The sequence below is a fragment of the Enterococcus sp. DIV2453a genome, assembly GCF_050533535.1.
GTDB classification, from domain to species: Bacteria; Bacillota; Bacilli; order Lactobacillales; family Enterococcaceae; genus Enterococcus; species Enterococcus faecalis.
Window position 1 is genome coordinate 550,409 of record NZ_CP172899.1, and the last position, 14,303, is coordinate 564,711.

At 29.5% G+C, this 14,303-nt stretch carries 20 protein-coding genes; 14 read left to right on the plus strand and 6 right to left on the minus strand.

The window, feature by feature from the left end:
• Window positions 1-35 precede the first annotated feature (35 nt).
• The 5 genes from IGK03_RS02735 to IGK03_RS02755 all read left to right on the plus strand — a co-directional run bounded on the left by IGK03_RS02735 (window position 36) and on the right by IGK03_RS02755 (window position 5,417).
• Window positions 36-686, plus strand: coding sequence for a C39 family peptidase (locus tag IGK03_RS02735; RefSeq protein ID WP_002410051.1), 651 nt, complete (start codon window positions 36-38; stop codon window positions 684-686).
• A 591-nt stretch (window positions 687-1,277) separates the two neighbouring features.
• Window positions 1,278-2,141: a glyoxalase III HchA gene (hchA, locus tag IGK03_RS02740; protein WP_002365242.1), complete on the plus strand. Its 864-nt coding sequence runs from the start codon at window positions 1,278-1,280 to the stop codon at window positions 2,139-2,141.
• Window positions 2,142-2,841: 700 nt separating this feature from the next.
• Complete coding sequence (locus tag IGK03_RS02745) at window positions 2,842-3,594, plus strand: CPBP family intramembrane glutamic endopeptidase (RefSeq protein WP_016617140.1); 753 nt, start codon at window positions 2,842-2,844, stop codon at window positions 3,592-3,594.
• Between the two features lie 249 nt (window positions 3,595-3,843).
• A complete protein-coding gene (locus IGK03_RS02750; protein ID WP_002394283.1) occupies window positions 3,844-4,083 on the plus strand; it encodes a hypothetical protein in 240 nt (79 codons plus the stop codon).
• A gap of 284 nt (window positions 4,084-4,367) precedes the next feature.
• Window positions 4,368-5,417 carry a hypothetical protein gene (locus tag IGK03_RS02755; RefSeq protein ID WP_002394282.1) on the plus strand — a complete coding sequence of 350 codons (1,050 nt, stop codon included), beginning with the start codon at window positions 4,368-4,370 and terminating at the stop codon, window positions 5,415-5,417.
• Window positions 5,418-5,543: 126 nt separating this feature from the next.
• On the opposite strand, the gene IGK03_RS02760 is transcribed toward IGK03_RS02755, so the two are convergent.
• On the minus strand, window positions 5,544-6,152 hold the full coding sequence (locus tag IGK03_RS02760; RefSeq protein WP_002371732.1) for a hypothetical protein: 609 nt from the start codon (window positions 6,150-6,152) through the stop codon (window positions 5,544-5,546).
• Between the two features lie 78 nt (window positions 6,153-6,230).
• On the minus strand, window positions 6,231-6,560 hold the full coding sequence (locus IGK03_RS02765) for a winged helix-turn-helix transcriptional regulator (RefSeq protein WP_002365236.1): 330 nt from the start codon (window positions 6,558-6,560) through the stop codon (window positions 6,231-6,233).
• 221 nt (window positions 6,561-6,781) lie between these two features.
• Between IGK03_RS02765 and IGK03_RS02770 the strand changes: the two genes are divergently transcribed.
• The 4 genes from IGK03_RS02770 (at window position 6,782) to IGK03_RS02785 (ending at window position 10,180) form a co-directional block, all read left to right on the plus strand.
• Window positions 6,782-7,363: a histidine phosphatase family protein gene (locus tag IGK03_RS02770; protein ID WP_002380883.1), complete on the plus strand. Its 582-nt coding sequence runs from the start codon at window positions 6,782-6,784 to the stop codon at window positions 7,361-7,363.
• 16 nt (window positions 7,364-7,379) lie between these two features.
• Window positions 7,380-7,799, plus strand: coding sequence for a MerR family transcriptional regulator (locus IGK03_RS02775; protein WP_002365234.1), 420 nt, complete (start codon window positions 7,380-7,382; stop codon window positions 7,797-7,799).
• Window positions 7,800-7,813: 14 nt separating this feature from the next.
• Window positions 7,814-8,749 carry an aldo/keto reductase gene (locus IGK03_RS02780; RefSeq protein WP_171803825.1) on the plus strand — a complete coding sequence of 312 codons (936 nt, stop codon included), beginning with the start codon at window positions 7,814-7,816 and terminating at the stop codon, window positions 8,747-8,749.
• Window positions 8,750-8,848: 99 nt separating this feature from the next.
• Entirely contained in the window at window positions 8,849-10,180 is a 1,332-nt protein-coding gene (locus tag IGK03_RS02785) for an FAD-dependent oxidoreductase (RefSeq protein WP_002407736.1), read from the plus strand.
• 37 nt (window positions 10,181-10,217) lie between these two features.
• On the opposite strand, the gene IGK03_RS02790 is transcribed toward IGK03_RS02785, so the two are convergent.
• From IGK03_RS02790 to IGK03_RS02800, 3 genes are read right to left on the minus strand one after another with little or no spacing between them, the layout of a single operon-like run.
• The gene (locus tag IGK03_RS02790) at window positions 10,218-10,553 is read right to left on the minus strand and encodes a winged helix-turn-helix transcriptional regulator (RefSeq protein ID WP_002394277.1); all 336 of its coding nucleotides are present in this window, start codon (window positions 10,551-10,553) and stop codon (window positions 10,218-10,220) included.
• A 37-nt stretch (window positions 10,554-10,590) separates the two neighbouring features.
• Window positions 10,591-11,244, minus strand: coding sequence for an ImmA/IrrE family metallo-endopeptidase (locus IGK03_RS02795; RefSeq protein ID WP_002394276.1), 654 nt, complete (start codon window positions 11,242-11,244; stop codon window positions 10,591-10,593).
• A complete protein-coding gene (locus tag IGK03_RS02800; protein WP_002394275.1) occupies window positions 11,241-11,624 on the minus strand; it encodes a helix-turn-helix domain-containing protein in 384 nt (127 codons plus the stop codon). Before IGK03_RS02800 ends, IGK03_RS02795 begins: the two co-directional genes overlap by 4 nt.
• A 745-nt stretch (window positions 11,625-12,369) precedes the next feature.
• Here IGK03_RS02800 and IGK03_RS02805 point away from each other — a divergent pair.
• The 4 genes from IGK03_RS02805 to IGK03_RS02820 all read left to right on the plus strand — a co-directional run bounded on the left by IGK03_RS02805 (window position 12,370) and on the right by IGK03_RS02820 (window position 13,633).
• Window positions 12,370-12,621 (plus strand): hypothetical protein, encoded by a 252-nt coding sequence (locus tag IGK03_RS02805; RefSeq protein WP_002365227.1) that lies wholly within the window; start codon window positions 12,370-12,372, stop codon window positions 12,619-12,621.
• 85 nt (window positions 12,622-12,706) lie between these two features.
• Window positions 12,707-13,033, plus strand: coding sequence for a hypothetical protein (locus tag IGK03_RS02810; RefSeq protein ID WP_002394274.1), 327 nt, complete (start codon window positions 12,707-12,709; stop codon window positions 13,031-13,033).
• Window positions 13,033-13,449 (plus strand): DUF961 family protein, encoded by a 417-nt coding sequence (locus IGK03_RS02815; RefSeq protein ID WP_002380876.1) that lies wholly within the window; start codon window positions 13,033-13,035, stop codon window positions 13,447-13,449. The genes IGK03_RS02810 and IGK03_RS02815 overlap by 1 nt, the downstream gene beginning before the upstream one ends.
• A 22-nt stretch (window positions 13,450-13,471) precedes the next feature.
• Entirely contained in the window at window positions 13,472-13,633 is a 162-nt protein-coding gene (locus tag IGK03_RS02820) for a hypothetical protein (RefSeq protein WP_002394272.1), read from the plus strand.
• Here IGK03_RS02820 and IGK03_RS02825 read toward each other — a convergent pair.
• Window positions 13,620-13,808: a hypothetical protein gene (locus IGK03_RS02825; protein WP_002394271.1), complete on the minus strand. Its 189-nt coding sequence runs from the start codon at window positions 13,806-13,808 to the stop codon at window positions 13,620-13,622. The two genes, IGK03_RS02820 and IGK03_RS02825, sit on opposite strands and share 14 nt — an antisense overlap.
• 226 nt (window positions 13,809-14,034) lie before the next feature.
• On the opposite strand from IGK03_RS02825, the gene IGK03_RS02830 reads away from it, so the two are divergent.
• A complete protein-coding gene (locus tag IGK03_RS02830) occupies window positions 14,035-14,187 on the plus strand; it encodes a DUF6906 family protein (protein ID WP_002410057.1) in 153 nt (50 codons plus the stop codon).
• The last annotated feature ends 116 nt before the right edge of the window (window positions 14,188-14,303 follow it).

The following is a 14,303-nucleotide window of genomic DNA, read 5'->3' on the forward strand; positions in this document are numbered from 1 at the left end:
CACGATTACGCATTTAATAAATTTTAAAGAGGTGAATGAGTATAAATAAAGATATAGTCAATATACTGAAAAAAACATTTATTTTGCCTGTTGTTGGAGTATTCTTTATGCTGAGTACCAATGCTTTTGCTTCTGAAGATTATAATTTACTTGGAGTAAAAAATTATGATCAGTATGCATTAGGAGCACCTAGTGGGTGTGAGGGAGCTTCACTATTACAAGGATTACAGTATAAAGGGAAAATTCCAGATTGGGACTTAATCAAGTTTTTGAAGACAATCCCTATCTCTTCTAGTGGAAATCCTTATGATGGATTTGTAGGTAGTCCTTTTGTTGAAAACTCATGGACTTATTCCGCTATCTATCCTATTCCTTTAGTAAAATGGGGGCAAGCATATGGTGATGTAAAAGATATGTCAGGTCATTCTTTAGATGAATTACTAAATGAAGTGAAAAATAATAATCCAATTGTTGCTTGGGTAACGATAAAATTTCAACCGGCACGATGGGGAATATGGAATTTTGGTAGAGCAGTAAATAATAATCATGCAGTAACTTTAGATGGTTATGATTCAAAAAAAGAAAAACTTCACGTATCGGATCCGATTTCTGGTAAATATTGGATCGATAAGAATACATTTGAAAGTGTATATAATGAAAGAAACTTTGCGGTTGCGATTTATTAAGATCTATTACTTATCAAATTATAGAAATAAAAGAAATTTTTTTATCGAATGTATTTGAAAGTGTACAGAAGAACTGTTTTTTGTACACTTTTTTTAGTTTATTTTAAGGAATAATAAATATATTCTATTTATTATCAACAACCCAGTAAATAAATAACCATAAATCAAGTAAAAAAATCATAACTTCAATATCTGTTTCTCCTGATGGTTAAAATAGTTAAAGATTTTAACGCCATGAATTCGTTAAATATGAGTGTGCTAGTAGTTTATATTTATAAAAAATAAACTATGGAATTTTATAAAATTTTTAAAATAGTGAATTGAACAATAAAAATAGTTTTAAATATTACAATAATTTTAAGCTGATTTCTAGATTTTCTATTTTAAAACCATATTGAGCATTATGGTTGTCATAGATAAAAAATAGATGGTAAAATATTTCCACCTAAAATCGAATAAGAGATTTTGGGAATATAGTATATGGTGAAAGTCGTTTTTGTAAGATGCTGAGTATATTAAAAAATTATAGAAATTTTTAAGTTAACAAAAATAAAACTTTCGCTAGATTATTTATAGAAAAGAGGAAAAATAATGACAGAATTAAGTAAAAAGCCCGTACGTGATTATGCAGAACATAATGCTTATTTCCCATCAGAGTACTCATTGAGTGTTTATACAAGTCCAGTTACACCTTTTGATGGCTATAAGTTTAATAAGGCTTATTCTGGAGGAGAATTAAAGATTTTAATGATTGGATCAGATGAGCGCTATGTCCAAGTGCAAAACGGGAAATTGTTTTCTACAGGTAATCATCCTGTAGAGACTTTGCTACCTATGATGCACATGGCTGCAGCGGGGTTCGACATTGATGTTGCTACTCTTTCTGGTAACTCCATCAAGTTAGAAATGTGGGCTATGCCAGAAGAAGACGAGGCTGTGATGGACTTTTACCATGATTACCTTCCTAAGTTTGAGAACCCTTTGAAGCTAAGTGAAATTTTACCTCAAGTAATGGCCGATAATTCTCCTTATGTGGCAGTTTTCTTCCCTGGTGGTCATGGAGCATTGCTAAATCTTCCTGAAAGTGAAGAAGTCAAAGACATTCTCAATTGGGCTATGACCAATGATAAGAAAGTAGTGACTCTTTGTCATGGACCTGCTGCATTGCTAGCTGCAACTCTTAATGACGGAGATTTTCTTTTTGATGGTTACGAAATGACTGTCTTTCCAGATAGTTTGGATGAAGGTGCTAATCAAGAAATTGGATATATGCCAGGACTATTGAAATGGCGTTTACAAGAAACACTGGAAGAAAATGGAGTAAAAGTTCTCAATGAAGATATTACAGGACAAGTTCATAAAGATCGTAATCTATTAACAGGAGATAGTCCACTTGCTGCTAATAATTTGGGGATTCTTGCTGCTAATGAGTTGTTAGAAATGGTGGATCAATAAAAAAAATTTCATTACTAATAAAAAAATATTAGTGTTGTACAAAAACATGAAATTAATAGGATTTTTAATGGGTTTAACAGTTTGTTTTTAGAAGTGAATAGTTAGAATAGATAAATATTAATTTATATTCAAAGTTAATCAAACCTTTCTTGAAATAGGGAGGTTTGATTAATTTAAAATATGAATAAATTCATATAGACGTAGATACGCCTTAGCTAAAAAAATCAATAATTTTTATTTTATAAATATTAGGGAGAAATTTTTATATAAAAGATATGGTAAATAAATGGGTCTCTCAGAACAATAATGCTGGAAAAATAACATTTACACAAAAAGAATAACATTTTTATAATTCTTAAATTAAAGAAGTTCCTAATTATTATATATTAGACATCGATATAAATTATAAGTTAAAAATAGTGTTTGACAAATAGCTAATTTCTAGACAGAAGTATATTGAAAGATGTATGTGTTAAATTAGCATAGTTTTACATTTCTCTATTTAGTGATTGAATTTTAGAAGATTTGTGAGATTTAATACAATATAAATACCCTCCCTTATATTAAAATCTGAAGGTAAAAGTAAATAGTTGGGATTCTTAATTAGCGATATCAATTATATATATCTTAAAGTTCGATAAAGAAATTTACGTATAAGTGTAGATGGAGAAAATTAAACTTTAATAAGAAGGTGTATTATGTGTATAAATATAAAAAAATTAAATTAAATATAGAGTTATTGACTGTTATAGTTATCAATTTATTAAGTTTGCAATTAAGTGCTTTTTTATTTGGAAAAAATAATGAACTAACAATTAAAGGTGCACTAACTTATACGTTACCATTAATTATTATTTTTTTTAGTATTCGTATTTTGAGTGTAAAAATTGGTTATAAAAATTTAAAAAATACTCTAAAATCTTTTTTTAGGGATGGACGCTACTTAATTTTGATAATGGTAATTTTTTTTCTAATAAATTTAGGTTCTATTTCTAGTGATAAATTAGATGGTTTTCAAATTAGAAATGTTTTCTTTTTTCTTTTAACATGCTTTTTTACAGGTGTTTTTGAAGAATTACTATTTAGAGGAATTGTTTTAACACGTCTATCTAGTATTTATTCTCCTAGAGTAAGTGTAACAATATCGTCTATTTTTTTTTGTATAGTACATCTATTAAATTTGATAGATCAACCATGGTTAATTAAAGGAACGCTAACTCAAGTTTTTTATACGTTTTGTTTAGGTATGATTTTAGGAACAATTTATTCTAAGAGAAACAATATTTTTACAATTATATTATTACACGCTAGCTTCAATTTTTTTGGCTCATTTTCTCAAGTTTTTACATGCAATATTTCTTTGGTCAAACAAGATAGTTCTATGATTGAAATCCTTATACCTATAATATTGATAGTACCTTCTACAATACTTTCATTAAAGAAGATGCATTAACATAGTATTTGAGTACCTATTCTAATTTTACAAAAAAATGATTTAATAAAATGATTTTTATATAAATAAATTTATCTGAGAATTACATCTATCTATATAATTAAAAAAGCGAGTTTACAATTGTATGTTTAGTGAAGAAGATAAGCTTGAGATTATTCTAGGCATAATTTATATACACAATAAATAGGAATAAAAGTTCATACTTTTTTTTGTACTAATTATTATGGAATTAAAATTGGAGATGATGATATGTTTAAACTATATCTTAACTATTGGAAAAGAATTTTTGATTATAAAGGAACATCAGATGTGATTGAAATTTTTATTGCGTTAGCAGGTGATTTTTTAGTAATCATTTTTTTGAATATTCTAGGTATTGTCATTCCAATTAGCTGGGAAAATAGTTTAGTGAATTTTTTATATATTGTTAAATTAGCAATGATAGTTCCAGCAATATCATTGTTAGTACGAGTTCTAAATAAATATTAAATTAAGGATAAAAAATATACAAAATATTATTATACAGTGTTCAAATTCATTATACGTTTAACATTTTTAAGTAAAATTAAAAAGTTGCTATAGAAAAATTTTTATAGAATATTAATAGAGACACATCTTTTAATTTATTGATCTCTTTTGCTGAATAATTGTAAAGATTTCTTTATAGATTGTTTTTAATAACTCTTTATAATTATAGAAAATCAAAATATTTGTATAAATAAATAACATCCTATAAAATTTTATTGTAAATAAAAATTAGGAGGATATATAAAATGAAAAAAAGCAATACAAGATTCAGAACTTATTTTACAGACGATGAAGCGGGGACAAACATTTCTTGGGGATCAGTTTTTGCTGGAGTAATTACATTTCTATCTATTTTTATGACTCTTGGACTTATTGGATCAGCGATTGGGTTCGGTACTTTAAAACCGACATCAAGTAACCCTTTAGATGGAGTTGGGACTGGACTCATTATTTGGTCGATTATTACTATTGTGTTATCTCTGATGGCTGCAGGATTTGTATCTGGTGTAGCGGCTAAAAGAATTGGTTTATTGCACGGTTTCTTAACATGGGCAACAAGTATGATTGTAGTAATGCTTTTAGTGAGTTATACAGCTGTTAGTACATTTTCAGCAATCGGTTCCCTTTTAGGAAATGTTGCTTCTGGTGTAGGGGATAGTGTTGGGGCAGTTGCTTCTACTACTGGCGATGCGATCTCAAAAGGTTTTGATAAAGTAACTGATGAAATTGGCACGGTCAATACACAAGAACTACAAAATAATGTAAATAAATATTTAAAAGATACGGATGTTCCAGAACTTCAACCAGATTATTTAAAAGATCAAATGAGTGAAGCGACTGATAAAATCAAAGATGCTGGTAAAGAAATTATAAAAAATCCTGAAAATGCAGATAAGGTTTTTGATTCTACAGCGGATTCTTTACAAGACCAAGCGAAAAAAATTGGCGATTCCGTAGATAAAAACGCGATTGCGAATGCTGTAGCGAAAAATAGCGACTTATCTCAAGAAGAAGCTCAACAAGCAACAGATAATATTTACAATGAATTAAAAACAGCTAGTGATGAAGCGCAAAAACAAATTGACACTGCACGTACTAATTTAGATAAAGCTAAAGATGATTTGAAAGAATCAATCGATGAAGCAAGACAAGCGGCAGAGGATGCATCAAACACGACAGCTAAAGCATCTATTTGGGGATTTGTTGCAATGGTCGTTGGCTTAATTATTACTTCCCTATTTGGATTATTAGGAGCTAACTTAGTAAAAAATCCTGAAAGAGAGCATAAAATGTAAGAACATTAAAGTAATTTAAATGTTAATAATCAATGTAATGAATATTTTGAACTGTTTATAAAAAAAGTCTGAGAACATTATTGTTAATGCTTTTCAGACTTTTTTTTTGCATGCAATTGTTATTATTTAATCGAATTTTATAATTTTTAAATCTTTAAAAAACGCTTCTGTACCGATATCAACGAACAATCCTATACTACCAGAAGCAGCCTCCCCAAGTTTCATGTTCTCTACAACCAAAGAAGGAGTTTCATTATTGTTTATATAAAATTCACCTCTAGATTCTTGAATTATGGCTTTTAAAGTAATCCATTCGTTAAGCTTAATATCAGCTGAACCTTCATAATCCGCTATATTAAGATTTCTAAAATATTCAAAGGTATAGTTGGGGTATGAAAAATATTGTACTGCTCTATTCTTTCTTATAGGATCTTCGCTATGACCATTGGTAGGGCGTATATAAAAAGATTCAAATTTAGAATCATCATCATTTATCCTGAATGCAATACCGATAAAACCTCGAGCAAAGTTTGGAGCATTCGACAATAACCTACTTAACATTTTTACTTCAATTATACCATTATGAAAAGAAAAATTAGTTACTTTAGCGTAGGTATTTTCATCAAATTCCATTATTTTATTTGATTTTACAACTCTTAAAACAATATCTTTTTTTAAAGTAGTAAGTTTGGCATTTACATTTACTTGCTCAAAATCAAACATTTCTATATCCATGTTTTCACGCTCCCTAATTTTCTATAATATAAGGATAGCTTATTTTTTTTAGAATGAGAAGTAGGTACAAAAATGTAACTATATGTTAACTTGTGTTTTGTAAAATTCTCCCCACTCTCTCATAGATTCAATTACAGGTAATAATGTATTTCCTAGTTTAGTTAATTTATATTCGACATGGGGTGGATTTTTTTTAAAATCAATACGTTCAACAAGGCCATCTTTAATCATTGACTTTAAACTAGCTGTCAAAACTTTTTGTGAAATTCCACTCAATGATCTTTTTAACTCACTATTTCTTTTGGAACCAGTCATTAAATCCCGGATAATCAAGACCTTCCATTTACTATTAACTAGTTTAACTGTTGTTTCTACATCACAAATAGGTAATTGTGGATTTTTTTTCATAATTTTGTTCTCCGAATAGAATTTTTAATTTATCTATAGTATAAATTAAATTTATAGATAATTTCAACGGAAATATCTAATAAAATTTTATTAATAGACTTTCTATTTTAGCTAATATTGTGTGAAAAATTATAGATATATATTTTAAAACATAATCAGTTGCCTTGAAGTTAACTTCAAGGTTTATAATGATGAAAAATAGATAGTAGGGAGTTAGATAGATGAAAAAGACACTTTATTTAATGAGACATGGTCAAACATTGTTCAATCAACAAAAAAAAATTCAAGGATGGTGCGATTCTCCTTTAACAAAACAAGGAATTGAACAAGCTAAGATAGCTAAAGAATTTTTTGAAAAAAACGGTATTGTATTTGATGGTGCACACACTTCTACTCTTGAACGAGCTTCAGATACATTAGAATTAATTACAGAAATAAACTATGAAAGGCATAAAGGCTTAAAAGAATGGAATTTTGGCAGATTAGAAGCGGAGCATGAATATTTAAATCCACCATTACCTTATAGAGATTTTTTTGTACAATATGGTGGTGAAGAAGAAATAGAGTTTAGAAAAAGAGTAACAAAATGCTTAGTAAATATTATGCAGAAAGAACAAGGTAAAACTATTTTAGTAGTCTCACATGGAGCAGCTTGTAGGCAATTTATAAGAGAGTGGGCGCATTTAAGTGATATTACACCGCAAGCTCCTATTGGTAACTGTAGTATTATGAAATTTTGTTTTGAGAATGATCAGTTTTACTTAGAAGAGATTATTAATCATGATTTTTCACATTTAGAGTAAGGAGGTAAAGACAATAATGAATATAAAACAGGCAGCAGAAATGTTTAATTTAACAGTAGATACGTTAAGATATTATGAACGAGTGGGAATAATACCTCCTGTATCAAGAAACAGTAGTGGATATAGAGACTATAAAACTAAAGATTTAAATTGGGTTTATTTAGTAAAAAATCTTCGTAATGCAGGCTTATCTATAGAATCTTTGATTGAATTTTCAACTTTAGCACAACTTAGAGATAAACAAAATGTAGAAGATGCGCAGAAGCATATTTTAAAAGAACAGTTAGTAGAATTAGATAAAAAGCTAGAGGAAATGCAACAAACAAGAGAATTACTTGTGTACAAGATAGAAACATATGAGGATCATATTGCAAAATTTAAAGCTGGTGAATTGGATCCTGATAAAGTCGAAAAACTATGGGAACGAAAAAAATAAATTTTTTTCTTTTTATGTATTTAACTCTAAGATTTAGGATAGAACATGTAAAGAAATTAGAGGAGGAAAACAATATGCAAACAATTACTTTGAATAATGGTGTAGAAATGCCTCAATTGGGATTTGGTGTGTATCAAATTCCATTAGAAGAAACAGCTGAAGCAGTCTATCAAGCCATTAAAGCAGGATACCGTTTGATCGATACAGCTTCTATTTACGGAAATGAAAAAGAAACAGGTGAGGGAATCAAACGTGCCATCAATGAAGATCTGGTCACTAGAGATGAACTTTTTATTACCTCTAAATTGTTTATTCTTCAAGCATCAGAGGGCAAAGCTAAGGAAACGATTGAACATTCTCTTAAAGTAATGGGATTGGATTATCTTGATCTTTATCTTATTCATCAACCATATGGAGATATTTATGGTGCATGGCGGTCAATGGTTGCTACTCAAAAAGCAGGGAAATTGCGTGCAATAGGAATTTCAAATTTCAAGTCAGCTAAAATGATTGAGTTTGTTGGATTGAATGAAGTAAAACCTCAAATTAATCAAATTGAAGTGAATCCATGGAATCAGCGAATTGAAGATCAGGAATGGCACGAAAAATATGAAGTACAAATAGAAGCTTGGGCACCATTTGCAGAAGGCCGCCATGAACTATTCAAAAATCCAGTATTAGAAGAAATCGGTGAGCAATATGGCAAGTCAATTGGTCAAGTTGTGCTTCGCTGGCTAATGCAAAGAGGGATTGTAGCTTTAGCAAAATCAGTCCATCCTGAACGAATGGCTGAAAACATTGATATTTTTGATTTTGAGCTTTCAAAAGGAGACATTGAAAAGATAGCGAATTTAGACATGAAAGAATCTGCTTTCTTTGATCATGACGCACCACAGCAAGTGGAATGGTTTATGAATAGAATGCTAGACACTGAAATTAATGTGGATTAAAGGAGTTAAAAAAGATAGGTCTGTATGGTTACTTTAAAGTAACTAATTGCTAGCTATAATAAAACCTTATAAAATTATTTTAGAAAGGAAGTGATTGTTATGAACAAATATAAAAATATAATTATTGGTTTTGGAAAGGGAGGGAAAACACTAGCAAAAGAAATTGCTATGCGTGGTGAAGAGGTATTGATGATTGAAGAATCTGAACTAATGTATGGAGGGACATGTATTAATGTAGGATGTATACCATCAAAATCTTTAATAATTAATGGAGAAAAACATGTAGATATGTCAACGGCGCATTCAATAAAAAATAGTTTGACAAGTAAGTTGAGAGAAAAAAATTACAATAACCTTTTTGAAGAAGAGAATATAACTATTTTAAATGGAAAAGCTAAATTTTTATCAGATAAAATCATACAAATCACTAAGACAGATAATACGAAAATCCAAGTTGAAGGTGAACGTATTTTTATTAATACGGGCTCAAAAACTATCAAATTACCTATAGATGGGGTAAATAAAAGTAAAAATGTTTTAGATTCTACAACTGCTATGGAACAAGTAATAGCACCAGAAAAAATAGTTATTATAGGTGCTGGTTATATTGGGTTAGAATTTGCATCAATGTTTAATTCTTATGGAAGCAAAGTTAGTATTTTAGATGCTAGCTCTGAATTTTTACCTAGAGAAGATGAAGATATCTCAACATTAATATATAAAGATTTTTTAGATAAGGGAATTGATATTCAGTTAGGCGTATCTATAAACCATATCATAGATAAGGATAATTATACTGAAGTAATATATACTCAAGCTGGTAAAATAAAAAAAGTAGAAGTGTCTAAATTGCTTGTAGCTACAGGTAGAAAACCTAATACAGATGCCTTAGGATTAGAAAACACAAATATAAAAACGGATAGTCATGGGGCTATTGTTGTAGATGAATTTTTAAAAACATCTGTGGAAAATATTTGGGCAATAGGCGATGTAAAAGGGGGCCTACAATTTACCTATATTTCTTTAGATGATTATAGAATAATAGTGGATTATCTTTATGGTGACAAAAAGAGAAATACTATGAATAGAGGTAATATACCGTACAGTGTATTTATAACACCACCTTTTTCAAGTGTTGGAATAAAAGAAAAGGAGCTAGAAAAAAGCAAAGTAAACTATAAAGTTTTTAGTTTACCTGTAAAAGCTATACCTAAAGCCCATATTATTGATCAGACAGTAGGAATTTTTAAAGTAATAATAGATGCAGAAACTGAAAAGATTTTGGGAGCTTCTTTATATGGTGCAGAATCTCATGAATTAATAAATCTTATTTCGTTGGCAATGGATTTTAATATGGACTATAAAGTATTACGTGATAGAGTGTATACCCATCCTACTATGTCGGAATCTTTAAATGATTTACTAAAATAAAAAATTGAAGTTCATTTCATAGCCATAGAAATGAACTTCAATTTTTTAGATTTGTACAATCTAATTCTCTTTGACCCCATAGTTTCATTTGTAAAACAATAGTTGCTAAATCTTTTCCCTTTTCAGACAAATAATAAGTGGACGAAGTAGTATTATTGAAAACTTCTTTTTCATTCTTAACAATCTCATTGTCTTCCAAAAGTTTTAGTTGTTGTTTGATCATTTTTGGAGAACTATTCGGAAGCATTCGGCAAATTTCTCCAAAGCGCATAGATCCTCCGTTTAGGGATTCTATTATTTGGGGGATCCACTTTTTTCCAAGTATATTAGATAAAGCCTCTACAGGGCATTTTTTTTCTACGTTTTTATCCATTATGTAACACTCCTTTTATGAATTATTAAAATAAAAACTAATTGAAAATAAATCTGTAGATGTCAGTTTCTTTATGAAAGTAATAATTGTTAAAAAGTGTATTAGCGTGTGTAAAAGTACAGTTATTTACATACATAAGATGTTCGATGAGTCTATTTCTTAATGCAGATTTGCTCATAAAAAAGTATTGTGCAATTTCTTCGAATGAATAAAATTTTTTAAATGCGTAAAACAAGGCTTGGTCATTTGCCATTAACATGCTAGCACCGACATTAGCACGATATTCTTTTGGAAAATCTTCCATCAAGTAACCATTTTTTAAAAGAATATCAGAAAAAGTATGAGTTGCATTATTAATTTTAGGTATATCTATGTAGTAATGCATAACCTCATGCATTTTAGTGAAATTTTTTCGTTCTAACATTAATTCTTTGTTTGTTGTTATAATGACTTCATCGTCTACTTTAGAGATTGAACCAAGCATCCGTCTTTTAAGTTGTTTTTGAAACGTGTATTCAACAAATTCAACATCTTCAACTTCTTTTACATATTTTTCAATATCAAAGCATTTAACTTGTTCAATATTTTTGGAAGAGTAGTAAGATACTTCTTTTATTAATTCGTTCGAAAAATTAAATGCTTCAAAATAGAGTTCTTTACTAATAAAATCCACCAACAACAGTCCAATCAATCTTTTTTGTTACGTTCCTTTTTTTCTTTTGCTTTTTTTATAAGAAAATCTTGAAAGTCGATTAATTCCTCTTCTAATTCTTCTATATCTTCTATGTCCATATCAGAAGTATTTAAACGAAAATGAGAAATGATATTTTTTCCAATTTTTTCCTTGTCGTTTAGATGTATTCTTTCCTCTGTTCTACCTAGTAAAAAATCGGTAGATACATCATATAAGGAAGCAATTTTTGATAGCATTTCCGAATCTGGTTCACGTGTTCCATATTCCCAGTTTGCATAGGTTCCTAAGTTATTTAAGCCTAGTTGTTTTGCAACATATGTTTTTGTCCATTCTTTTTCTTCTCTTAAAAGCTGTAGTCTTTTTGCTAATGGTTGCACTGGTTTTACCTCCTCTTATAAGTACATTATAAACTTTTTGTGTACAAAATTGAGAAAGTTAAACAAAAAGTGTTGACAATTTATTTTAAAAGGTATATTCTTAACACAAGTTAAACAAAATGTTTAACTTTTCAGTTGGATAAACAAAAAAGCGTTCACGAGAAGAAAATGAATCTCCATTTCGTAAACGCCGTAAAATAAAACTTAGACACTTTTATTGTACGGTATTTGACGAGATAAAACAAGGGTGAAGTTTTCATTAAATGTTGTAAGTCTTGTTGAGGTGGTGCGTACCAGCCGTTGAATGGGACGCAAGGTGGCAGTAGTATCTTTAACTAGAGCCATATTGATGACAGATTAATGCAGAGCTGTCAGATTATTTTCAATAACCATGTCGTGAGACACGTTGGAAATAGTTGCTGAACTAGATTGAATAAAAAAATCTATGCAAGCTCAATAAAAGGAGGAGAGCTGTACACCGTATATTACAGTACTATCTAATGTGCCGTGATGTGATGGAATGTAAGAGTCACTAGCCATTGAAGATGATTCTATGTATTGTGATGAACGTAAGAATCTAAAATTGAAATACAATTAAAGTTGTTATTTTTAAGCGTGGAAAAGATTTTTTCTAAAAGAATATTCAATATTAACTTTAGTAAGCACAACTGTATTATTTTAGTTGTACTTTTTTATTTTAAATGAAAGAACAGAATTTGTTATTAAGTGAATAAGGAGGATAAAAATGAAAGAAGAGCTATTACTTTTTGTTGAGAAGTTTGTTGAACGTATGAAACGACAGAAAAAAACTTTTTCTATTTCGGATATAGAAAAGAGCTATAACTTAGAACGTAAGAAGTTAGGTAAGAGTGCGGTTAAGTTAACAAACATGGAACGCTTAACAATTGAAAGTCGATTATTAAAAAATCAGATTTTACAACGAACATATAAAATGACAGGTTATCATAAACCTTGTCAAGTTGTGTTTTTTAGTTAATAAGAAGAATTGCATAAAGAGAGAAAGGCAGTCAATGGTTGACTGTTTATTTTTGTATAAAAATTAGTGAAAGAAGGAAATTATTTTGGCAAATAGAATTCAAGAAATTGCATTAAGTGATAAAAATTTAGGAAGTAAAATTAAAGCTGTTTATAAAACAGAACGTGATATTTATGTAAATGGATCACCTGTTCGTGGTCGTGTGTTCACCGCTTCAAGCGAAAAGCAACGTGATTTTGAGATTTTTGTTCCTCATTTACGAAATTCACAAATGTTGAATGGCCGTGAAGAAGTAAAATTAATTGATCCAGTAGCACGAATCAATGTAAAACGGAATAACATTGGAAATAGTCGCTCAATTGACATGGTAGTTTATGCAAAACGTTTAGAAGTAGTTGGAGGTAATAAATAATGGGATTATCATTTGAAAATAACACGATTGAAAATTTTGATGTAGTAGGAACATTTGGTACGATGAATTTCTTAGAAGTAGTTGCAATTAATGAACGTGATGGTGAAGGAAATGTGACTGACGATGTTCGTGAACAACGAGTAACGGTTTATTCTAGCAAATTAAATGACCAAGTAGAAATTGCGATTGATCCAGGCTATGACGTTAGTGATATCAATTATGATGATGAAATCGAGTTGACTGGAAATGTAACAGCTCGTGGATGGCTTAATGCTTACAAAGGTTTTAATGACAATGTACAAACAGAACAAGCGTTTAAAGTCCGTGCAGTGGGTATAAAAAAAGTAGGAGCTGTTAAACCAGCTCAACCTACACTACAAAAAGAAAATAAGAATCAAGCAAATGAGCAAAAATAAATATTAGATTGAGGTAGATTAAATGAGCAAAAGAGAAGAATTAAAAAAAATAGGTGATGAATTGTATGAAGTTTTGGCACAAAAAAACGTTACCTTTGAACAAGCAAAAGTAACGCTAGATTATCTTTCAATTAAAATAGATTATGAAATGAAACGAACAATGGTATCTCTTAAGACGTTGTAAAATAGAGAATACTTTTTTCAGGGATGTAGTATTGAATATTAGAACTGATAAACTCTAAAATTTTATCATCAATAATTGATTGGAATTTTTCAATTTTGAGTTTTTGATTGTTGGTAAGAATAATTGTTACGGATTGCATGTCTATTTCACATGCTTTTTCAATTGTTTTTAGCATTATTATAGGACACCTCCTTTTGTTAATATTTTACCACTGAACCAGAAATTTCTGAAAAAATTAATTGGATGTGGGAATTGAAACGAAAGTAAATATCATATTCAGACGAATCGGTAGCACCGTTTAACAGCTAAAAAGGGCATTCTAACGAGTGCCCTTTTTACTATTAATTTGTGTTAACAAGATTTGTTAATAGACATTAATAATAAAGAAAAGGAGAGGTTAAATGAAACAAGGGAAACGCCTAGTTAGGAAAGAAAAAGAGTTGTTGAAAAGTTGCCGATTGAATCCAAAAAATTGGTTAGTAGAAAGACGGTTGAAGAGTAGTGTGATTTTTCTTCATAAAGAAAGTGGTAATTTGAAGGAAATTTATTATTGAAAGGGGTGGTGGAGAAGTAGTGTTAGACTTGGCGGAAAGAATGGGTGTAAAACAAGAAAAATATAGGAGGTTTTTAGAGAGAAAAATTAGAGTCTATCGTATGTGGCAAAGTTTTA